Annotated in this window: 20 protein-coding genes; 1 reads left to right on the top strand and 19 read right to left on the bottom strand. The window is 37.6% G+C overall.

Annotated elements, in window-relative coordinates:
* Positions 1–171: 171 nt before the first annotated feature.
* The 12 genes from ACFYKX_RS26365 to ACFYKX_RS26310 form a co-directional block, all read right to left on the bottom strand.
* A complete protein-coding gene (locus ACFYKX_RS26365) occupies positions 172–1,464 on the bottom strand; it encodes an adenylosuccinate synthase (protein ID WP_389365177.1) in 1,293 nt (430 codons plus the stop codon).
* A 409-nt stretch (positions 1,465–1,873) separates the two neighbouring features.
* Positions 1,874–3,229 carry a replicative DNA helicase gene (dnaB, locus tag ACFYKX_RS26360; protein ID WP_389365175.1) on the bottom strand — a complete coding sequence of 452 codons (1,356 nt, stop codon included), beginning with the start codon at positions 3,227–3,229 and terminating at the stop codon, positions 1,874–1,876.
* Between the two features lie 122 nt (positions 3,230–3,351).
* On the bottom strand, positions 3,352–3,801 hold the full coding sequence (gene rplI, locus ACFYKX_RS26355) for a 50S ribosomal protein L9 (protein ID WP_389365173.1): 450 nt from the start codon (positions 3,799–3,801) through the stop codon (positions 3,352–3,354).
* Complete coding sequence (locus ACFYKX_RS26350; protein ID WP_389365171.1) at positions 3,798–5,771, bottom strand: DHH family phosphoesterase; 1,974 nt, start codon at positions 5,769–5,771, stop codon at positions 3,798–3,800. The genes rplI and ACFYKX_RS26350 overlap by 4 nt, the downstream gene beginning before the upstream one ends.
* A 29-nt stretch (positions 5,772–5,800) precedes the next feature.
* Positions 5,801–6,742, bottom strand: a complete 942-nt coding sequence (locus tag ACFYKX_RS26345) for a YybS family protein (RefSeq protein WP_389365169.1) — start codon at positions 6,740–6,742, stop codon at positions 5,801–5,803.
* 299 nt (positions 6,743–7,041) lie between these two features.
* Positions 7,042–7,290 (bottom strand): 30S ribosomal protein S18, encoded by a 249-nt coding sequence (gene rpsR / locus ACFYKX_RS26340; protein WP_389365167.1) that lies wholly within the window; start codon positions 7,288–7,290, stop codon positions 7,042–7,044.
* A gap of 55 nt (positions 7,291–7,345) precedes the next feature.
* Positions 7,346–7,849: a single-stranded DNA-binding protein gene (gene ssb, locus ACFYKX_RS26335; RefSeq protein WP_389365165.1), complete on the bottom strand. Its 504-nt coding sequence runs from the start codon at positions 7,847–7,849 to the stop codon at positions 7,346–7,348.
* 77 nt (positions 7,850–7,926) lie between these two features.
* Positions 7,927–8,214, bottom strand: a complete 288-nt coding sequence (rpsF, locus tag ACFYKX_RS26330) for a 30S ribosomal protein S6 (RefSeq protein ID WP_389365164.1) — start codon at positions 8,212–8,214, stop codon at positions 7,927–7,929.
* A 316-nt stretch (positions 8,215–8,530) separates the two neighbouring features.
* The gene (ychF, locus tag ACFYKX_RS26325) at positions 8,531–9,631 is read right to left on the bottom strand and encodes a redox-regulated ATPase YchF (protein WP_389365162.1); all 1,101 of its coding nucleotides are present in this window, start codon (positions 9,629–9,631) and stop codon (positions 8,531–8,533) included.
* 369 nt (positions 9,632–10,000) lie between these two features.
* Positions 10,001–12,007, bottom strand: a complete 2,007-nt coding sequence (locus ACFYKX_RS26320) for a molybdopterin-dependent oxidoreductase (RefSeq protein WP_389365160.1) — start codon at positions 12,005–12,007, stop codon at positions 10,001–10,003.
* Between the two features lie 222 nt (positions 12,008–12,229).
* Positions 12,230–12,427: a DUF951 domain-containing protein gene (locus tag ACFYKX_RS26315; protein ID WP_389365158.1), complete on the bottom strand. Its 198-nt coding sequence runs from the start codon at positions 12,425–12,427 to the stop codon at positions 12,230–12,232.
* 11 nt (positions 12,428–12,438) lie between these two features.
* The gene (locus ACFYKX_RS26310; RefSeq protein WP_389365156.1) at positions 12,439–13,332 is read right to left on the bottom strand and encodes a mechanosensitive ion channel family protein; all 894 of its coding nucleotides are present in this window, start codon (positions 13,330–13,332) and stop codon (positions 12,439–12,441) included.
* A 292-nt stretch (positions 13,333–13,624) separates the two neighbouring features.
* Here ACFYKX_RS26310 and yyaC point away from each other — a divergent pair, with 292 nt between their 5' ends.
* On the top strand, positions 13,625–14,254 hold the full coding sequence (gene yyaC / locus ACFYKX_RS26305) for a spore protease YyaC (RefSeq protein ID WP_389365154.1): 630 nt from the start codon (positions 13,625–13,627) through the stop codon (positions 14,252–14,254).
* Positions 14,255–14,334: 80 nt separating this feature from the next.
* On the opposite strand, the gene ACFYKX_RS26300 is transcribed toward yyaC, so the two are convergent.
* From ACFYKX_RS26300 to mnmE, 7 genes are all read right to left on the bottom strand, one after another.
* Positions 14,335–15,045 carry a DUF554 domain-containing protein gene (locus ACFYKX_RS26300; protein WP_389365152.1) on the bottom strand — a complete coding sequence of 237 codons (711 nt, stop codon included), beginning with the start codon at positions 15,043–15,045 and terminating at the stop codon, positions 14,335–14,337.
* A gap of 160 nt (positions 15,046–15,205) precedes the next feature.
* A complete protein-coding gene (locus ACFYKX_RS26295) occupies positions 15,206–16,060 on the bottom strand; it encodes a ParB/RepB/Spo0J family partition protein (protein ID WP_389365150.1) in 855 nt (284 codons plus the stop codon).
* A complete protein-coding gene (locus tag ACFYKX_RS26290; protein ID WP_389365148.1) occupies positions 16,053–16,814 on the bottom strand; it encodes a ParA family protein in 762 nt (253 codons plus the stop codon). Before ACFYKX_RS26290 ends, ACFYKX_RS26295 begins: the two co-directional genes overlap by 8 nt.
* 342 nt (positions 16,815–17,156) lie before the next feature.
* A complete protein-coding gene (noc, locus tag ACFYKX_RS26285; protein WP_389365146.1) occupies positions 17,157–18,032 on the bottom strand; it encodes a nucleoid occlusion protein in 876 nt (291 codons plus the stop codon).
* Positions 18,033–18,268: 236 nt separating this feature from the next.
* Positions 18,269–18,985 carry a 16S rRNA (guanine(527)-N(7))-methyltransferase RsmG gene (gene rsmG, locus ACFYKX_RS26280; protein ID WP_389365145.1) on the bottom strand — a complete coding sequence of 239 codons (717 nt, stop codon included), beginning with the start codon at positions 18,983–18,985 and terminating at the stop codon, positions 18,269–18,271.
* A gap of 78 nt (positions 18,986–19,063) precedes the next feature.
* Positions 19,064–20,953, bottom strand: a complete 1,890-nt coding sequence (gene mnmG, locus ACFYKX_RS26275; RefSeq protein ID WP_389365143.1) for a tRNA uridine-5-carboxymethylaminomethyl(34) synthesis enzyme MnmG — start codon at positions 20,951–20,953, stop codon at positions 19,064–19,066.
* 67 nt (positions 20,954–21,020) lie between these two features.
* Entirely contained in the window at positions 21,021–22,406 is a 1,386-nt protein-coding gene (gene mnmE / locus ACFYKX_RS26270) for a tRNA uridine-5-carboxymethylaminomethyl(34) synthesis GTPase MnmE (protein ID WP_389365141.1), read from the bottom strand.
* Positions 22,407–22,417 lie beyond the last annotated feature (11 nt).

Below are 22,417 nucleotides of genomic sequence, written 5' to 3'. Positions count from 1 at the left end.
TTGCCTCGAGCTTCCTTCAGATTCCACGTCACCGTGGACACCCTTGCTTTCAGCTATGTACTTACCGCTACTTGGTCATACTCGGGACTTTCACCCGTTAGAGTTCGCCCATGCTGGGCGAACATAAAAACCCCGAACGACTAGATTCGGGGTTAGCAACTATTGTTTATCTTAGCTTTGACGCCAAGGATTCATAACGACATTTGTTTGAGTACGATCCGGTCCTACTGAGAAAATGGATAATGGAATTCCTGTTAACTGTGCTACTCTTTCTAAGTAGTGACGAGCATTTGCTGGTAATTCATCAAGAGATTTACAACTCGTAATGTCTTCTGTCCAGCCTGGGAATTCTTCATATACTGGTTCACAGTCAGCTAAAACTTTTAGGCTAGCTGGGAACTCTTCAATGACTTCACCTTTATACTTATAAGCCACACAAATTTTTAGTGTTTCAATTCCTGTTAATACGTCGATAGAGTTAAGGGAAAGATCCGTAATTCCACTTACTCTTCGTGCATGACGTACAACCACACTGTCAAACCAACCTACACGACGAGGACGACCAGTTGTTGTACCATACTCTCTACCAACTTCACGAATTTGGTGACCAATCTCATTATCCAATTCGGTTGGGAATGGGCCATCACCTACACGAGTAGTATATGCCTTTGAAACACCTACAACATGTTTAATTTTTGTAGGTCCTACTCCAGAACCAATGGTTACTCCACCAGCAACAGGGTTTGAAGAAGTTACAAATGGATAAGTACCTTGGTCGATATCAAGCATTACACCTTGAGCACCTTCAAATAACACGCGGCGCCCTTCATCTAGTGCATCATTTAGTACAACTGATGTGTCTACTACATAATGTTTAATTTGTTGACCATAATCATAATATTCATCTAAGATATCCTCAATTTTAAAGCCTTCTGTTTCGTAAATTCGCTCAAGTAAACGATTCTTCTCTTCTAGGTTACGAGCTAGTTTTTCTTCAAAAATTTCACGGTCTAATAAGTCTGCAATACGGATCCCTACGCGAGCAGCTTTATCCATATATGCTGGGCCGATACCCTTTTTTGTCGTACCAATCTTATTAGCACCCTTGCTTTCTTCTTCCACCTCATCTAATTTTAAGTGATAAGGAAGTATGACATGAGCACGATTGCTGATTCTTAGATTATCTGTTGATACACCTTTATCATGTAAGTATGCTAATTCTTTAACTAGTGCCTTCGGATCAACAACCATCCCATTTCCGATCACACAAGTTTTATCTTTATAAAAAATCCCTGATGGAATTAAGTGTAATTTGTATGTTTCTCCGTTGAACTTAATTGTATGTCCTGCGTTGTTACCTCCTTGGTAACGGGCAATTACCTCTGCATTTTCAGATAGAAAATCAGTAATTTTCCCTTTTCCTTCGTCTCCCCATTGTGTTCCAACAACTACTACAGATGACATGTAAAAAGCACCTCCAAAGGTAAACAATCATAATTTTTCTCTTCTAATCAAGGGCTGTTTTCGCAATGTCTCAAACACGAAATTTATGCTACTTTTTGACATCTTTTCTGCACCAAAAACCCGTTAAAAGGCTGTAAATAGTACCTAAATAGCAAAAAGTTAACGAAAAAGAAGCCCTAATCAAACATTCTTAGTGTACCAATCTACTCTACTAAAAGTCAATAAAACACGAACAATTTTATTAGTTTATTTATTTATGTTCGTAAATAATATAACACTCTATATAATATTCCCCATTTCTGGACTATAACGCTCTTGTTTGAAGGTCCTACTAAAAAAAACAGCACTTTTTTCAATAAAAAAAGATCAACCCATACGGCTGATCTTTTGTGTCTATGAATCTATTATATTATGCACCAGGTGGATCATCAAATCGTCTCTCTAAGTTTACGAATTTATTATACTCTTTTACAAAGGCAAGCGAAACGGTTCCTGTTGGACCATTACGCTGCTTAGCAATAATGATTTCAATGATGTTCTTGTTCTCAGATTCCTTGTCATAGTAATCATCACGGTATAAAAAGGCAACAATATCAGCATCCTGCTCAATACTTCCTGATTCACGAATATCTGACATCATTGGACGTTTATCTTGACGTTGCTCTACTCCACGAGAGAGCTGTGATAAGGCAATAACTGGGACCTTTAACTCACGTGCTAATGCTTTTAAAGATCTTGAGATTTCCGATACTTCCTGCTGTCTATTCTCGCCAGAACGACCGCTTCCAAGAATGAGCTGTAAGTAATCAATCAAAATCATTCCTAATCCGTGCTCTTGTTGTAGACGACGGCATTTTGAACGGATTTCTGTAATCCTTACACCCGGTGTATCGTCAATGAATATTCCGGCATTTGATAGACTACCCATTGCCATCGTTAGCTTGCCCCAGTCCTCGTCCGTTAGTGAGCCCGTACGAAGCCTCTGAGCATCTATATTCCCTTCAGCACATAGCATACGCATAACAAGCTGCTCTGCACCCATCTCTAGACTAAAAATGGCTACATTCTCTCCTGCTTTTACAGCAACGCTTTGAGCGATATTTAAGGCAAAAGCTGTTTTACCAACTGAAGGACGAGCACCAACGATAATTAAGTCATTTCGTTGGAATCCTGCTGTCATTTTATCCAGTTCAGCAAAACCAGTAGGTATACCCGTTACTTCCCCTGCTTGGTTATGCATCGTCTCGATATTATCGTATGTTCGAACTAGTACATCCTTAATGTTATGAAAAGCTCCAGCATTTTTTCGTTGAGATACCTCTAAAATGCTTTTTTCAGCCTCACCTAAAAGGACTTCAACTTCGTCTTCACGCGTATAACCATCTGTAGCAATTCCCGTTGCAGTTCTAATGAGACGGCGTAATAATGACTTTTCTTCAACAATCTTTGCGTAGTATTCAATGTTTGCTGCGGTTGGAACAGAGCCTGCGAGCTCACTTAAGTAGCTAACTCCACCAGTGTCCTCTAAAAGCTTTGCTGCTGCTAGTTCTTCTGTAACCGTAATTAAGTCCACTACGCTTCCAGAATCATTTAACTTTAACATAGCATTAAAGATCTTTTGGTGTGCAGCACGGTAAAAATCTTCTGGTATTAAGATTTCTGATGCAAGTGTCAATGCCGATGGTTCTAAAAATATCGCCCCTAATACGGCCTGCTCAGCCTCTATATTTTGTGGAGGCAGGCGATCTGCAAATAAATCACTCATGTTTATAAAAACCTCCTACGAGAGGGATTGTTTAAATTACAAAAAATGTGACCAGCGGACACCGATCACATTTTCTACTTTCTCTATTTTATCATGTTTGTCCCTAAATGGAACTTCCAATATTAGTTTACTTCTTTCACATGCACATTTAATGTTGCTGTTACTTCCGTATGAAGCTTAACCGGTACCTTTGTATAGCCTAATGCCCTAATCGCATCTTCTAATTCAATTTTACGTTTATCAATTTTAATACTATGTTTTTTCTGAAGTTCATCTGCGATCTGTTTGCTAGTAATAGAGCCAAATAGGCGTCCGCCTTCACCAGCTTTAGCAGATAACTCAACAGTAATTTTTTCAATCGTTTCTTTTAAAACTTTAGCTTCTGCAAGTTCTTCAGCAGCTAGCTTTTCTTGTTTTTTCTTTTGCCCTTCTAAAGAACTAACATTTGCAGCGCTTGCCTCTACAGCTAATCCTTGTTTAATTAAGAAGTTTTGTGCGTAGCCATCTGCTACATTTTTCACTTCACCTTTTTTCCCTTTACCCTTAACGTCTTTTAAGAAAATTACCTTCATTCTTTCTTTCTCCCTTCCATATATTCCTCTATAGCAGATTGGAGCTGTTGTTCCGCATCATCAATAGAGATCTCCGTGAGTTGAGTAGCCGCGTTGGTCAAATGACCTCCACCACCTAAACTTTCCATTACGATTTGGACATTTACATCTCCTAAAGATCGAGCACTAATCCCTATCGTTGTTTCATTTCGTTTTGAAATAACAAAAGATGCTGAAATCCCATCCATTGTTAAAAGAGTATCAGCAGTCTGTGCGATTAACACTTGGTCGATGACCTGGTCTGGTTTCCCTTTTGCAATCGCAATTCCATCTTTAAAGAAGTAGACAGATTCGATCAATTTCGCTCGTTTTAAAAACGTATCAACATCTTCTTTTAAGAATTTCTGAACAAGTACGGTATCTGCACCCTGCCCACGTAGATAAGATGCAGCGTCAAAAGTTCTAGCCCCAGTTCGTAACGTGAAGCTTTTTGTATCGACAATAATTCCTGCGAGCAAAGCTGTTGCTTCAATCATATCAATTTTGCCACGTTTAGGTTGATATTCAAGCAACTCTGTAACTAGTTCTGCTGTAGAAGATGCATAAGGCTCCATGTAAACCAACAATGGGTTATCAATAAACTCTTCCCCGCGGCGATGGTGGTCGATAACAACTACATCATCAATAGTATTTAAAAGTCTTTCGTCAATAACTAAAGATGGCTTATGAGTGTCAACGACAACTAATAAAGTATCATTTGTCGACATTTCCATTGCTTGTTCAGGGCTGATAAAGCGAGAAAAAAGCGTTTCATGTTTCTTTAATTCTTCCATAAGCCTCTGAACTCCTGTGTCGATTTCTTGAAAATTAACGACAATATAACCTTCACGTTCGTTCATTTGTGCAACTTTCTGAATCCCTATCGAGGCTCCAATGGCATCCATATCAGGATATTTATGACCCATTATGATCACTTTATCACTTTCAGATATTAACTCTTTTAAAGCATGTGAGATAACCCTTGCACGGACTCTTGTCCTTTTTTCAACAGGGTTCGTCTTTCCACCAAAAAACTTAACTTTCCCGTTAATTTGCTTGATGGCAACCTGATCCCCACCACGTCCAAGCGCTAAATCTAAACTAGATTGAGCGAGTGTCCCAAGCTCTGGTAGTGAAGACACTCCAGACCCAACACCAATACTAAGCGTTAAGGGAACATTCTGTTTAGATGTAGTCTCTCTTACATCATCAAGGATAGAAAACTTTCCTTTTTCAAGATGTTGAAGAATATGCTCATTAAACACAGCTATAAATCGCTCAGAAGAAATTCTCTTTAAGAATACTCCATTATCTTGCGCCCATTTATTTAATAACTGAGTCACTAAACTATTTAAACTACTTCTAGTCTGATCATCCATCCCTTGTGTTAAGTCATCATAATTATCTAAAAATATGATTCCAATAACCGTTCTTTCATCTTCATAAAGCTTTTCAATTTCCGTTTGCTCGGTAACATCAAAAAAGTATAAAAGGCGCTCCTCAGGACGATGAATCACTCGAAACTTCCGATCATAAAGGGTTATTATTTCTGTCTCAACTTCCTGTTTAATAAGAGGTATTAAAGTATCCCCAACATCATATAGAGATCTTCCTACAAGTGTTTCCTCATCGAAACAAGAGGTTAAGAAAGGGTTGGCCCATTCAATGTAGTAGTCATCGTTAATTAACATAATTCCTATTGGCATCTCCATGAGTGCTTCTTCGCCAACTTTTTTCACTCGATAGGAAAGAGTAGAGATATACTCCTCTGTTTCAGCCCTTTGTTGACGATCAATTTTAAAAATGAAGTAGAAAGGAATAATTGTAATTAGCCAGCCGACTATACTAATAATCCAATTAAAGTATGCTACTATACTAAGAAGCACCACTGTTATGGCAATTAGTCCATAAATAGGATAGCGAATAGACCGCTTTTCTAAATAAGATGGCATGTTTTCATCTCCCAAACAGTAGTGAATATCTACCTTTTCTCCCCAATTCGTTTCCTTAAATCAAATCCTAAATCAATTATACCTAATATCCTAACAATATAAAGGACAATTGGGATAAAGAACATGAGAACCGTTATAATGATTGGAATTGCCTTCGGAAAGCTTTTTATATAGGAAATATAATAAACAAAGGCCAATCCCTGAGCAATCATGAAGAATTGAAGGACAAAGGATAGATTAACAATGGCTAAGAAGAAAAAGCTCCCTTCTCCTGGATTAATCATAAGCGATGCTACAAGAGTAATTAAATAGTACCATAATAAGCTTTTGGGTAGTTGTAATTCTCTAAAAGGTTTCCAGCCAGCAATATCGACTCCAAATCGTTTAATAATCGGAAATGAAACTAATTGGATAAGGAAAACAATCAGAAATGAAGCCATTACAAATAGCGAAGGAATCAGACTTTCCATCATCTCCACACTAGCTTCTAGCTGCTCAACTAACGTTTCATTAGGAGTTTGGCCAAGATTGTTTAACATCTCAACAGACATACTTACAGACTCTTTAAACACTAGAATAGATTCTTTAATAAAATCCATTTCAAATAGAGCGACAGCCACGGCGTACTGGATCACAAGACTCACCAAGAACACTAGTGAACCACTAATAAAGACGGCTACCCTACTTTTCTTTTCCCTGATAAAGTCTCCCATTACAATTCCCGTTAACCCATAAGCCAATGCTAAGGGAATCGCTAAAAATGTGCCAACAATCAAAGATATAAGAATAGAAGCGACCAAAAATACGAGAGAACTTTTTCGATCATTTTTTGCAGCAAATAGGATGAACGGCAAGGCTAAAAATAAGTTTACAACTATGCCTAACACCGGAAGATAGAGCGTTATTAAAAGTAAAACGGCAAATATCGCTAGAAAAAGAGCACCTTCCGTCAATTTATGAACATTCTTCACTCAAGCACCTCGCACTTAAAATTCGTCTCAAAACGATTAAAATACTTTTAATCCATTCGTAAATAAAAAATTCCCATAGAATCTATTGTAACTACTATTCGACATGGGTTCAACTAAATGAGTTTCTAGCCAGAATAAAGAGGGAGTATAATAGAAGAGATGAACCTATTATAGTATTCTCCCCATAATCATGAATAAGTAAAGATGAAAGAGACATGAATAGGTCTTAATCTACATTATAAAAAGGTAGTAAAAAAGACACCAACTTTGGATTGGTGTCTTTTGAAATATATTAGTTATTATTCACCTGTAACGTATGGTAATAATGCCATAGTACGTGCACGCTTAATCGCAACCGTTAATTTACGTTGGTATTTAGCGCTAGTACCAGTTACACGACGAGGTAAAATCTTACCACGCTCTGAAATGAACTTTTTAAGAAGATCTACGTCTTTGTAGTCGATGTTAGTGATACCGTTAGAAGTAAAGAAACATACTTTACGACGTTTTGCACCACGTCCGCCTCTACGTCCGCCTCCAAATGCCATGTCAATTTCCCTCCTTTTTTTATGAGTTTATATAAACACGAATGTCAATCAGTTCTTAGAATGGAAGATCGTCATCTGAAATGTCGATTTGACCGTCATTTGCAAATGGATCCTCATCTACACGGGTATACCCCTGGTTGTTGTTGTTATTTCGATTTGGTTGACTCTGATTGCTATTTCCAAAAGGCGAAGCTTGTTCTCTTTGGCCGCCAAATCCTCCTTGGTTTCCACCAGAAGCATTTCTTGGTTCAAGGAACTGTACACTTTCAGCAAGGACTTCTGTCAAATAGACACGCTTCCCGTCTTGTCCCTCAAAGTTACGTGTTTGAATACGACCATCAACACCCGCAAGACTTCCCTTTTTCAAGAAATTCGCGACGTTTTCAGCTGGTTTTCTCCAAACTACACAGTTAATAAAGTCTGCTTCTCTTTCACCTTGTTGATTCGTAAAAGCACGATTCACAGCCAAAGTGAAAGTAGCAACAGCAACTCCATTCGGTGTATATCGCAACTCTGGATCTTTCGTTAAACGACCGACAAGAACAACACGATTCATCATCAGAAATCAACCTCCTCTCTCCTAACGAGTGTTTCACGTGAAACACTTTTTTGTTAGAAGTATTATATATATAACGATTATTTTTCTTCTCTAACTACGATATGACGAATGATGTCTTCGCTAATTTTAGCTAAACGAGAAAATTCGTCTACTGCAACTGCTTCAGAGTTAACTTTTACAAGTTGGTAGTATCCATCACGGAAATCATTGATTTCATAAGCAAGACGGCGTTTACCCCACTCTTTCGCTTCAGTAACCTCCGCACCATTGTCAGTTAAGATACCAGCAAAACGCTCAACTAGAGCCTTTTTAGCCTCATCTTCAATGTTTGGGCGGATGATGTACATAATTTCGTACGATCTCATCACGTTCACCTCCTTTTGGTCTAAACGGCCGATAAAATCAAGATACTAGGTATGTCCGAGTATTGATTTCACTGGCAAGGAGCAAGTATTTCATTACTCACAGAAAGAAATTATAGCATATATAAATCCCAATTGCAACGTCATTCATTGATTCTTCAAAGTTCATCAAGGGAATAATGTTGATTTCATATTGGTAGTTCAGCAGTAAGTAGAAATCTCCTAAAAAAATTGTCTGTTTTCCTTCGTGCATAGGTGGACAAAACTTCCTGCAAAAACAAAAATAGCACCACAATCGGGTGCTATTTCAAAATTATATTTAAACGTTAAAACGGAAGTGGATAATATCTCCGTCTTTTACTTCATAATCTTTACCTTCGAGCCTTACTTTTCCTGCTTCTTTTGCTGAATTCATGTTACCAGCTGCAACAAGGTCATCATAGAATACAGTTTCCGCTCGGATAAATCCTCTTTCAAAGTCAGAGTGGATAATACCAGCACATTGTGGAGCTTTCATCCCTTTACGGAATGTCCATGCGCGAACCTCTTGAACACCTGCTGTAAAATAAGTAGCTAGTCCAAGTAAGTGGTATGCAGCTCTGATTAATTGATCTAAACCTGATTCTTCAATGCCAAGTTCCTCAAGGAACATAGCTTTTTCTTCTCCCTCAAGTTCAGCAATTTCAGATTCAATTTTCGCACAGATCACGATAACCTCAGCATTGTCTCTAGCTGCAAACTCCTTAACCTTTTGTACATACTCATTAGATGAAGGATCTGCCACATCATCTTCCCCTACATTTGCCACATATAAAACCGGCTTAATCGTTAGTAGGTGAAGACCTTTAGCTAACTTCATTTGCTCGTCTGTGAAATCAACGGTACGTGCAGGTTTTTCTGATTCGAAAGCATCTTTTAGCATCTCAAGCACTTCAAGTTCAGCCATAGCTTCCTTGTCTTTTTGCTTCGCCATTTTTCCTACACGACCAATGCGTTTTTCAACTGATTCTAAGTCAGCTAAAATTAACTCTAGGTTAATCGTTTCAATATCATCAATTGGGTCAACTTTCCCTGATACGTGAGTTATATTTTCATCTTCGAAGCAGCGAACAACTTGGCAGATAGCATCTACTTCACGAATGTTTGCTAGAAATTTATTCCCTAACCCTTCTCCTTTACTAGCGCCTTTAACGATTCCAGCGATATCCGTAAATTCAAATGTTGTTGGAACGGTTTTCTTCGGTTGAACAAGTTCTGTTAATTTGTTTAAGCGGTCATCTGGTACCTCTACAATCCCAACGTTCGGGTCAATCGTACAGAATGGGTAGTTTGCAGATTCAGCTCCCGCTTGTGTAATAGCATTAAATAGTGTGGATTTCCCTACGTTCGGTAATCCAACGATTCCAGCTGTTAAAGCCATCCAAAGTCACTCCTCTTATCTAAATATCTATCATACGAACTTAAAGATAAATTTCCATATAGAAAAATTTATAATTTGTAAAAAATCTTTTAAAGTCTTTAGCCTCTAACAATTATAGATAGTTGCTATAAAAAAGACAAGTATCGGTTCTATTTGTTCAAGGCTGTTTTCCGGATAGATTGTTGTATTTATGACTATTAACTAACACGTATTATGCGTTGCTACATGGCATCTTTTCTTTCAATTTAAAGAAAACAGCATTAGAAAGTGATAAGTCTAATGTAATAAACCATGTTTACAAGAAGAGCCTTTCAAATAACAAAAAGGCTGACTCTATATTTAAGAACGAAAGTAGAGCCAGCCGTTAAACTATTTTACTTTTTCAATATTTACTAAACAGTCATATAAAATGCTACCTAGGCCATTATCCGATTCACCACTAGACGTCAGGCTATTAACAGAGCCTCCGAACTTAGCCCAAATGCCCTCATCAATATTAATGGTGTTAGGATGAACCTTTTCAAGAATATGAACATATCCTTTTATTTCGCCTCGATCATTCCAAACCCTAACATATTCGTTATTGTTCAATTCAAGCTCTTCAGCAATATTTTTTGATATTTCTACCTTCACTTTAGGTTCAGTCGGCAAAATATGATAGTGCTGAGAGTGGTTAGAACGCATAGGATGTATGGTCAAAAGGGTGTAAGGATACTTAATGGCAAGTTCTTCATTCGACCATTTTGATTCCTTAGGCAGTGATAAAGTTAAGGCACCATTTAATCCTCTGCCTTCCGCTAATGTCGAGGTGAATTCATATTTCCCTGTCGGTGTTTTAAACTTTCTATCTTCCCAAGGAATTTCATCTACTGGAAGAGCTAGATGATGGTGCTTTTTAAACTCTTCAAGGTTAATCCCTTTATCCTTTAAAGGAGCTAAAGCCATTTCCATCCATTCTTCTCTTGAACATGCGAATTCCTCTCCAAAACCTAATCTTTTAGCTAATTCGGTCCAAATCCATAAATCTGATTTTGCTTCTCCAGGTGGCTCTACTAGCTTAGGCGCATAGTTAGCATAATGATGGTACATAGATGCATAATAGATATCTTCCTGTTCGAAAACATTCGTGGTTGGCAATACATAGTCAGCTAAGATAGCAGTATCAGTCATAAATTGATCTATTACCACCAATGTCTCAACCGATGTAAAAGCTTCTCTAACTTCATTTGTATTAGGAACTTGTGTTAGAGGATTTCCGCATGTAACCATAATCATTTTGATTTTCGGATTAATACTCGTTAAGATTCCCTCTGCCTGTTTCATCATCGTGAATTGGCGATGAGCTTGTTTTTTATCTGAAAGGGTAAAAGCTGAAACATCAAAGCTCTGCCCTACCTGTTTATTCGCGTAGTTCGCTCCTCCTCCTGCAATCCCAATATTCCCACTTATCGCAATTAAAGCATCAATTAACCGAATCGTATTCCCACCATTTTCGTATCTTTGCATGCCTAAGCCAAAAAAGGTTGACGTAGGGCGATCTGCATAAAGGCTTGCTAACTCAGAAATCACTTCAACTGAAACCTCGGTCATCTCACTAATCTGACTTAGCGTTACACTTTGTAGAAGAGAATATAAATCTTCATATCCACTTGTGAAATGTTCAATGAAATCTCTGTCTTCTAATCCTAAACCGATCAATTCTTTCATAATCCCAACGGCTAATAAACCATCCATACCTGGTTTGACAGTAATATGCCTATGCGCAATTTTGGCAGTCGCATTATAAATAGGATCAATCACATAAAGGTTTGCACCATTCTTTTTGGCTTCCTGTAACATTTGAAAGAAGTGCATATTGGTTCGAGCGACATTCCTACCCCAGATAACAATGTTTTTACTATTGAATATATCCTTCGGAGCATGGCTATAAGCATCACCAAAATCCCAATTTTGTGCTTCTATACCAGCACCCCAACATAGAGAGCCTATTAGCTCAGTTACGCCACCATAGGCATTAAAAAATCTCTGATCTAAGTTTGTTAGTAAACCACTATTGGCATAATCATGGCTATGAAGGACAGAAGTAGTTCCCTCGTTCACTTTTAACTCTTGTAATTTAGACGCTATTTCGTTAAGGGCTTGTTCCCATGAAATCCGCTCAAATTCTCCATTTATTTTTTTCATAGGATATAACAATCGTTCTGAGGAGTTAGCCCTTATTTCCAGCATCCTTCCGCGCCCACAAATTTTCCCTTTTGTTATAGGGTGTTCTTCATCACCTTCAACCTTGATGACTTTATTATTTTCAACCGTTACCTTAAAGCCACAATTATCCCAACAATTCAAAGGACACGCTGATGTAAATACCTTTTGCAACTCTTCTCAACTCCCCTAAACTACTAAATATCTATCTATATAAACAACATCTTTTGTTCAAAAAAATTAAAATTAATTATATCATCTGGTCTGAACACCAACAATAAAAACGAAAAGTATTTTACTACAAACCGAGGAAGTCTAAATACAACAATAAACGTTAAAACACATGATTAGTTACTGCTATTTCCTAAGAGAAGTTAAAAAAAGAAGTATAAAGAATTACTCTTCATACTTCACTAAAATTTTCTTCATTTTTTTTGAAAAGTCTCTTCTTGGAATGAGTACACTGTGTGCACAACCTTCACATTTAATCCGAATATCCATACCTAGACGAATGATTTTCCAACGGTTTGTTCCACAAGGATGCTGCTTCTTCATTTCAACAATATCGTTCAAGCCATATTCCTTTTGCTCCAAGCAAATCACTCCTATTCTTTACCGAGCTCTTTCTTCGGCTGCTCTTCCTCCTGACGGGTGTACATAACCAAACGTGGGAATGGAATCTCAATCCCTTCATTATCTAAGCAGATTTTAATTTCTTTTCTAAGCATTCTTGCCATAAACAAATGTCTCATGGGTAAAGTTTCTGCAACAATTCTTAATACGACATCAGATGCAGCTAAGTTTTGAACCCCAAGTATCTCTGGAGCCTTTATAAGGTCTTCATATTTTTCAGGTAGTTTTTCAAGGAAGCTCTTAAGCACTTCTTCTGCTCGAACAATATCTCCTTCATATGCAATACTTACATCCACCACAGCCATACTGTTATGAAGGGAGAAGTTCGTTACTTCAACTATACTACCATTCGGTAAAATATGTAACTCACCTGTCCAGCTCTTAATTTTAGTCGTCCTTAAGCCAATTTCTTGCACATGACCTTCAAATTGCCCAATGCGAACGTAATCTCCTACGGAAAACTGGTCTTCAAAGATGATGAAGAACCCTGTAATAATATCACGTACAAGGTTTTGAGCACCAAACCCTACTGCTAAACCGACAATTCCAGCACCTGCTAATAGTGCACCTACATCAATCGTCAATGTCGATAGAATCGTTAATATTGCAATAAAGTACACCACATATGTGAGGATATTTTCAAGGAGTTTCATCAATGTAGCTTCACGACGTTCAGATATCCTAAGTGGAGATCGGGTTCTCATTTTAAAAATGTTATGAATCGCTAATCTACCTATTCGTATAAGAATACCTGTTAGGACCAGGATAGCAATGATTTTTAAAATACCTTCCCCTAAAGACATCCAAGTGTCTTCATTCAAAAGTTTTTTTTGTAGATAATTCGTAAAATCTTCAATATAACTCAATTACTTTCACCTTCTAGATTCATAGTTGGGGTTTCTTTTGTTAATTCGTTCTAAATAGAGCACAATAATAATATTCTTAAAGAACGAGGTTGTTTCGCTCTTTATACATCCTATTTTACCAACTTTTCTTATTCCTTTGAAGTCCGAAGAGTACTACCATCCAAAGGGCCCAAGAGCATTCAAGCTGCTTTCTAATCCTTTAGGCCCTGTTTAGGTATTTAACATAACAGGTATGTATACATTACTAAATTTTTCCGTATACTGTTACTACTATATTGAAGGGGTGGAACCAATGAATCTTAAACCTAGTTTATTTGATAAAAGAGGTGACGATAAGGGAAGAATTTTATTTGATGAAAAAAGAGCATCTCATAAGCTAGCTGTTGAACTAGTGTCATTAATGCCAGATGGCTTAACAAGAAGACCCGTTGTCTTTGTATGTATAGGAACTGATCGATCAACAGGAGATTCATTGGGACCGCTTGTCGGAACATTACTAGAAGAGAAGACTGTTTCCCCCTTTTATGTGTACGGAACACTCGAAGACCCTATCCATGCTGTAAACTTAGAAGCAAAGTTAAAGGAAATCCGTGAGAAGCATTTTAACCCCATTATTATTGGCATTGATGCATGTTTAGGCCGTCTAAAGAGCGTTGGAATTATTCAAGTTGGTGAAGGACCGGTAAAGCCTGGAGCTGGGGTAAATAAAGATTTGCCTCCTGTTGGAGAGCTACATATTACTGGAATTGTTAACGTAAGCGGCTTTATGGAGTTCTTTGTGCTTCAAAACACAAGACTCAACCTTGTGCTAAAGATGGCCAAAACAATTGCCAACGGAATATATGAAGCGAGTTTAACCTATCATCCTAAAAACTCTTGGTCAAACCTTAAGGTAAACTGGGATCGTGAGCAAACTACGTGATATCTATTGCGTTCTAATAATATAAAAAAGGAGTTTAAGTGCTATGAATGCTAAAGCACTTAGATCTCCTTTTTCAGTCGCTAAATAAATGGTAAATAATACATGGCTGTTACTATTACAGCTACAACGAGGATCCCAGGTAATAGATTGGCTACCCTTATTTTTGTTATCCCCATTAAATTAATTCCAATAGCAAATATCATAATCCCACCCGTTGCTGTCATTTCGAGGATGAAGCTATCCATTAAGGCCTGAGGAATTAATCGGTCAATTTGTGTGGCAAATAAGGCAATTAGTCCTTGATAAATCATGACCGGAATAGCTGAAAACATAACCCCTATTCCTAAAGTTGTTGTTAGTATAAGAGAAGTAAATCCATCTATGATGGCCTTAGTGTAGAGTACATCATGGTCTCCTCTAATTCCACTGTCTAGTGCACCAATTATAGCCATGGCACCAATGACAAAAATTAATGTAGCAGTTACAAACCCTTGTGAAATACTTCCTTGCCCCTTGGAGCCTACCTTTTTTTCAATCCAGTCACCAAGTTTATTTAATTTCCCTTCTAAATCGAAGAACTCACCTATCACCGCTCCAAAAACCAAGCTTAATATGACAATTAGAAAGTTCTCACTTTTAAACCCCATTTGTAATCCTAGGACCATAACGGCTAGACCAATAGCATGCATGACCGTGCCCTTCATTTTTTCAGGAATACGATGAAGTAACTTTCCTAAAAGTGTTCCAATAATGATTAACAATCCATTTACAAGCGTTCCTAGTAAAAACATATGATTCACCTAATGTTCTATTATTTCGTTATACGAAGAAAAACGTTTGATAACTAATTTACCACGAAAAGCTTGGATTTGGTAGATAATTTTTCTATGCATTTACATTTAAATGGTGAGATTTAGGTACAAAAAAATAAACCACCTATTAAGATGGTTTTTAAGAAGATGGGTTAGACTCCAATAGTTCTAAAATACGTTCTAAATCATCATTTGAGAAAAATTCAATTTCAATTTTCCCTTTGTTTTTCTTCTGTTTTATATGGACCGTTGTTCCAAATCTTTCACGAAGAGAAGATTCTTGTTCGCGAATAAAGATATTTTTTTCTGGTTGTGGCTTTTTTGTTTCACGTGGAACATTTTCATTTAATTGCTGAATCAGTTGTTCCAACTGTCTGACATTTAAACCTTCCTTAATCGTTTTCTCCACGATCAATGGAAGCTTGTCCTTTTTTCTTAATCCTAGTAATGCTCGTCCATGCCCCATCGTAAGTTTACCGCTAGAGATGAGATCTTGTATCTTAGGGGGTAAAGATAATAATCGGACTAGGTTCGCAATATGAGGTCTACTTTTACCTAATCGTTTAGCCACCTCTTCTTGAGTAAGTGAGAGCTTTTCCATCAACAATTGGTATGCGGCTCCCTCTTCAATTGGAGATAAATCCTCACGTTGCAAATTCTCGAGTACAGCTAGTTCCATCATCTGCTGTTCAGATAAATCTCTAACGACGACTGGTACTGTTTTTAACTTTGCTTCTTTTGCAGCACGAAAACGTCGTTCCCCAGCAACAATCTCATAGCCTTTAATGCTTTTTCGTACGATCAGTGGCTGAAGAATCCCGTGTTCCACAATCGAGTTTTTTAATTCCTCTATTGCTTCCGGTTCAAACGTTTTACGAGGTTGGTATGGGTTAGGTCGAAGCTCTTTCACACTAATTTCTTGAATAGTCTCTTCCTGACCTGCTTCTATATTAGAAAAAAAGGCGTTCAATCCTTTACCTAATCCTTTAGCCATTCGCAGCCACTTCCTTTGCCAAATCTAAATACACTTCAGCCCCTCTTGATTTTGGATCATAAATAATGATGGGTTGTCCATGAGATGGAGCTTCACTTAGACGAATGTTTCTAGGAATAACCGTTTGATAGACTTTATCTTGGAAGTACTTTTTCACTTCCTCAATAACCTGTAATCCAAGATTTGTACGTGCATCAAGCATGGTTAATAGTACACCCTCAATACGCAAATCATGATTTAAGTGTTTTTGAACAAGTCTCACTGTATTAAGAAGTTGACTAAGTCCTTCTAATGCGTAATATTCACATTGTACTGGGATTAGAACAGCATCGGAAGCTGTTAACGCATTTAGCGTTAATAATCCTAGTGATGGAGGACAATCGATTACAATATAATCAAACTCATTTTTAACTTCTTCCAAAGCTCGTTTTAAACGAACCTCTCTTGAAATTGTCGGGACAAGTTCGATTTCTGCACCTGCTAACTGGATCGTTGCAGGAATAGCATACAAGTTTTCAACGGATGTTGGTTTTATGACCTTTCTAGCTTCAACATCATCTACTAAAACATCATAAATGCACTGCTCCACATCTGCTTTTTCAAGTCCAACACCACTTGTTGCATTCCCCTGTGGATCAACATCTACCAACAATACTCTTTTCCCTATATATGCTAAGCAGGCGCCTAAGTTGACAGAAGTAGTCGTTTTACCGACTCCCCCTTTTTGATTCGCTATTGCAATAATTTTGCCCACGATGTCACCTACCTTCATTTCCTATAAAAATTAACTATCGTTTTATATGATCATTTTTTCCAAAGCTAACATGCCTTGCTTTAATTAATTGAATTGACCCATATATAGGGCAAAATCGCATAATAGCAAGACTACATTACTTTATAAAATCTATCAGACTTACAATCATGTATTCTATTTTATCACGAAAAAGATTTAAGAATCATTTTTTTCGTAAAATTGATTTTTTCATCCTATCCTAAATATTGACAACCTGCTTATTTTACCAAGTTTTCAGGACATTTTTCAGAAAAAAATAAGAGAAACTAAACAACGGTTTAATTTCTCAAGTCTCATAATCTATTATTTTTTCTTTGGAATCTTAATCGTAAATTGGTAAAAGTCTTCGAACTCTTCTTCTTCAGAATTTAAGTTAATTCCACTGTCAGAAACCATTGAAAGTGATTGACGGATTGTATTAACGGCAATCCTCATATCCTTACTAAAAGCTTTTCTTTTAAGCTTAGGTTTTTCATTTGGATTTTCTAATAGCTTCACTACTCGATCTTCCGTTTGTTTAACATTTAAATTCTTTTCAATAATCTCAGCAAGTAATTTGATCTGCTTCTCAGGATCTTTTAACGGAATTAAAGAACGAGCATGACGTTCTGTAATGACCTTATCTAGTAGAGCTTGCTGAACTTCTTCTGGCAATTTTAACAAACGTAACTTATTGGCTACAGTCGACTGACCCTTCCCTAATCGTTGGGCAAGTGCTTCCTGTGTTAAGTTATGAAGTTCTAAAAGTTTTCCATAAGCGATGGCCTCTTCAATAGGAGATAGTTCTTCTCTTTGAAGATTTTCAATCAGTGCAACAGAGGCTGTCTCTGTATCACTTAAATTTTTCACAATAGCAGGCACTTCTGCCCAGCCAAGTTTCTTCATTGCACGCCATCTGCGCTCACCAGCAATGATTTCATATTTATCTGTATCATATTGCCTTACAACGATCGGTTGAATAATCCCATGAGTATGGATCGTACGAGATAACTCTTCAATCTTATCCTCATCAAATACCGTTCGTGGTTGGTATCGGTTTGGTACGATATTTCCAATTAGTATCTTCTTAATTTCCTCTTTATCCTCTGTTGAAACCAATTCAATTGATTCTTCTATTTCAGTTTCAGCTTGCTCTTCCTTTTCGCCGAGGCCAAAAAAGCGTGTGAAAGTCTGCTTCATCACCCTGCACCACCTTTACGAAACTCCCTAAAATAAATAATTCTTTATTAATGAATAAGTTCCTGCAAACGATTAAAACAAAACACCGATAAAAGGTACTCTAGTAAAAATTATGCCATATATTCAGGAAAAAAGTAACTCGAAATATTTTTCAGCTTGTCCATTGATGGGCGCAATAAATCCCATCAACAAACAAGGATTCAACTTTAATATGTTTTTTTAAACACGTTAACTCGTTATTCGATAGGCGTTTTATTTGGTGTACCCGGTTTTCTTGGGTATTTTTTAGGGGTACTCTTCTCTTTTTTAATGAGCAATATATTCCTCTCACTCTCTTCAATTGGAAGTGTGAAAGAGAAGGTCTCTTCTATTTTTCCACCAAGGATAGCAACCGCCTTCTTACCTGCGCCTACTTCTTCATTTGCACTTGCTGCTTTCATCGCTATAAAGGTTCCTCCAACCTTCACCAGTGGGAGGCAAAGCTCACTTAGTACAGAGAGTCTAGCAACTGCTCTAGCTGTTACAACATCATAAGATTCGCGATGTTCTGGATTTTGTCCAAACGTTTCTGCACGATCATGAACAAAACGGACATGTTCAAGCTTTAATTCTTTCGCTAAGTGTTCTAAAAACTGAATGCGCTTATTTAAGGAATCTACAATCGTGATATGTAAGTTAGGAAAAGCAATTTTAATAGGGATACTTGGAAATCCTGCTCCCGCTCCTACATCACAAATATGAAGCGAACCAGTAAAGTCAAAATAAAAAGCAGCCGAAATAGAATCAAAAAAATGCTTCAAATAGACTTCAGGCTTTTCCGTAATGGCCGTCAAATTCATTTTTTCATTCCACTCAACTAAAGTTCTATAGTAGGTCTCATATTGGTCTAGTTGCTGTTGAGATAGTCGAATTCCTTTTTCTTCAAGCATGGATGAAAATTGTTCCGTATTCAATTTATTGAATCCCTCCTTTTTGCTGAACTTTAGAAAAGAGCTAGCAGGGAAAGAGAATAATCTTCCCTGCTCTTCACTTTAATCCATCGAAACTCGAGCTACTTTCCCCTGCTCTAAGTAAACAAGTAAAATTGAAATATCTGCTGGATTTACTCCAGAAATACGTGAAGCTTGGGCAATAGATAATGGACGTACCTCTTTTAACTTTTGTCTAGCCTCATTTGCAAGACTATGAATGGCGTCATAATCAATGTTATCCGGAATTTTTTTATTCTCCATTTTCTTAAGACGCTCTACTTGCTGAAGTGATTTTTCAATGTAGCCTTCATACTTGACTTGAATTTCGACTTGTTCGGTTATATCGAAATCAAGCGGAGTTTCACTAGGGACGAGTTGCCCAATGTGCTCATATGTCATTTCAGGACGTTTCAATAAGTCCAGTGCTCTTATTCCATCTTTTAGCTCGCTACCGCCCTGTGCTTTAATTAATTCTTGGACTTCATTTGTAGGTTTGATAATAATAGATTGAAGACGTTGTTTTTCCGCCTCAATCGCTTCTTTTTTAGCCAAAAACTTCTGATAACGCTCTTCTTTAATAAGGCCAACTTTATACCCAATTTCCGTTAAACGTAAGTCTGCATTATCATGTCTTAATAGTAATCGGTACTCTGCACGAGAAGTTAATAGACGATAAGGCTCATTTGTCCCTTTTGTAACTAAATCATCGATTAATACTCCGATATACGCATCTGAACGGCTTAGAATGACTTCTTCTCTTTCAAGGGCCCTTCGACCAGCATTCAATCCTGCCATAAGTCCCTGTCCAGCCGCTTCTTCATAACCAGAAGTTCCGTTAATTTGTCCAGCGGTATAAAGATTCTTCACTTTCTTTGTTTCAAGGGTTGGCCAAAGTTGAGTTGGGACAATAGAATCATACTCAATCGCGTAGCCCGGTCTCATCATCCTTACTTCTTCAAGCCCAGAAATGGTTCTTAAAATTTGTTGTTGAACATCTTCTGGAAGGCTTGTAGAAAGCCCCTGAACATATACTTCATGTGTATTTCTTCCTTCAGGTTCTAAGAAGATTTGATGTCTAGGTTTATCGTTAAATCGAACAACCTTATCTTCGATCGATGGACAATAACGAGGACCTGTTCCTTTAATCATTCCAGAATACATAGGGGAACGATGTAAGTTATTATCAATCAGTTGATGGGTTTGATCATTTGTATACGTTAACCAACAAGGTAGCTGGTCTGTTATATATTTCGTCGTTTCATAGGAAAATGCTCTTGGAACATCGTCACCTGGTTGAATTTCTGTTTTAGTGTAATCGATAGAGTTGCTGTGAACTCTTGGTGGCGTTCCTGTTTTAAACCGAACTAAATCAAATCCAAGCTCTTGAAGATGCTCAGATAATTTTATAGATGGTTGCTGGTTATTGGGCCCACTGGAGTACTTTAATTCACCAAGGATAATTTCCCCACGTAAGAATGTACCGGTCGTAATAACGACTGCTTGGGAAGAATAAGTTGCTCCCGTTTGCGTCACGACACCTTTACATACATTGTCCTCAACAATTAATTTTTCAACCATTCCCTGAACAAGTGTAAGATTAGGCTCATCTTCTAGCGTTTTTTTCATTTCGTGTTGATAAGAAAACTTATCTGCTTGAGCTCGTAATGCACGAACAGCTGGACCTTTTCCAGTATTCAACATCCGCATTTGGATATGGGTTTTATCAATATTTTTCCCCATTTCTCCACCTAAAGCATCAATTTCTCTAACGACAATCCCTTTTGCCGGCCCACCAACGGATGGATTACATGGCATAAAAGCGACCATATCTAAATTTATTGTAATCATTAACGTTTTCGCGCCTTGTCTAGCTGCTGCTAGTCCTGCCTCACAACCAGCATGCCCTGCTCCAACGACTATAACGTCATAGCTCCCAGCATCATATTGCATTATGCTGCCTCCTTAAAAAATGCCTATCTAATACGCTGTTTTGTAACTAATAGGCTAAATCACTATATTATTTTCCTAAACAGAATTGTGAAAAAAGCTGGTCAATCAGACTTTCATGAACACTTTCGCCAATAATTTCGCCTAACAATTCCCACGTTCTAGTTAAATCAATTTGAACAATATCGATTGGAACTCCGCTTTCAACCCCATTTAAGGCTTCCTCAATAGAACCGAGAGCCTGATTTAAAAGCGCAATATGACGACTGTTCGAAACGTATGTCATATCGCTCGCTTCAATGGTACCAGCAAAGAACAATGTTGATATGGCCTCTTCTAATTCATTGACACCTACGTCTTCTAATAGAGAAGTTGTAATAAGCGGATAATTTTTTGCTAATTCTTTTACCCGATCCATATTAATCTTTTGCGGAAGATCCGTCTTATTAACAATGACAATAACGTCCATGCCTTCGACAGCTTTAAATATGTTCTCATCTTCGATCGTTAAGTCATCCGAGTAATTCAGTACTAGTAAAATCAGATCCGCTTCTTTCAATACCTGTCTCGAACGTTCAACTCCAATTCGTTCAACAATATCCTCCGTTTCACGAATTCCAGCCGTATCTAAAAGTCTTAAAGGAACACCTCTAACATTTACGTATTCCTCAATTACATCACGAGTAGTTCCAGGGATATCGGTTACAATCGCTTTATTTTCGTGAACCAAACTATTTAATAGAGAAGATTTTCCGACGTTTGGTCTTCCAACAATAACGGTAGAAAGTCCTTCTCGTAAAATTTTTCCTTGCTGTGAGGTTCTAAGTAGCTGTTCAATTTCGTTTCGAACATGATTAGCTTTTTCTAATAAGACATGATGAGTCATTTCCTCAACATCATCGTATTCAGGATAATCTATATTCACTTCCACATGTGCAAGTGTTTCTAATATATCTTGTCTTAGCTTTTGAATGAGCTTAGAGAGACGGCCCTCCATTTGACCAAGAGCAACGTTCATGGCACGATCTGTTTTGGCTCTAATTAAATCCATTACAGCTTCCGCTTGAGATAAATCGATTCTCCCATTTAAGAATGCTCTTTTTGTGAATTCTCCTGGTTCAGCTAACCTAGCACCTGCTTTTAGTGTTAGCTGTAAAACCCGATTAACGGATACCAATCCACCATGACAGTTAATTTCAACCACATCTTCTTTTGTAAATGTCTTTGGACCCTTCATAACGGATACCATTACTTCTTCAGCAACTTCCTCCGTTTTGGGATCGATTAACTGTCCGTAATGAATCGTATGTGATGGAACATCCTTTAGCCTCTTTCCTCCGACCCCACGAAAAAGAGTATCTGAAATCTTAATTGCCTCATCACCACTTAATCGAACAATGGCAATGGCTCCCTCCCCCATTGGAGTCGAAACTGCAGCTATCGTATCTAATTCCATCTTGAACACCT

It is taken from the genome of Cytobacillus spartinae, from assembly GCF_042865285.1.
Lineage (GTDB): Bacteria > Bacillota > Bacilli > Bacillales > Cytobacillaceae > Robertmurraya_A > Robertmurraya_A spartinae.
This window is presented reverse-complemented; position numbering and strand designations above follow the sequence as displayed.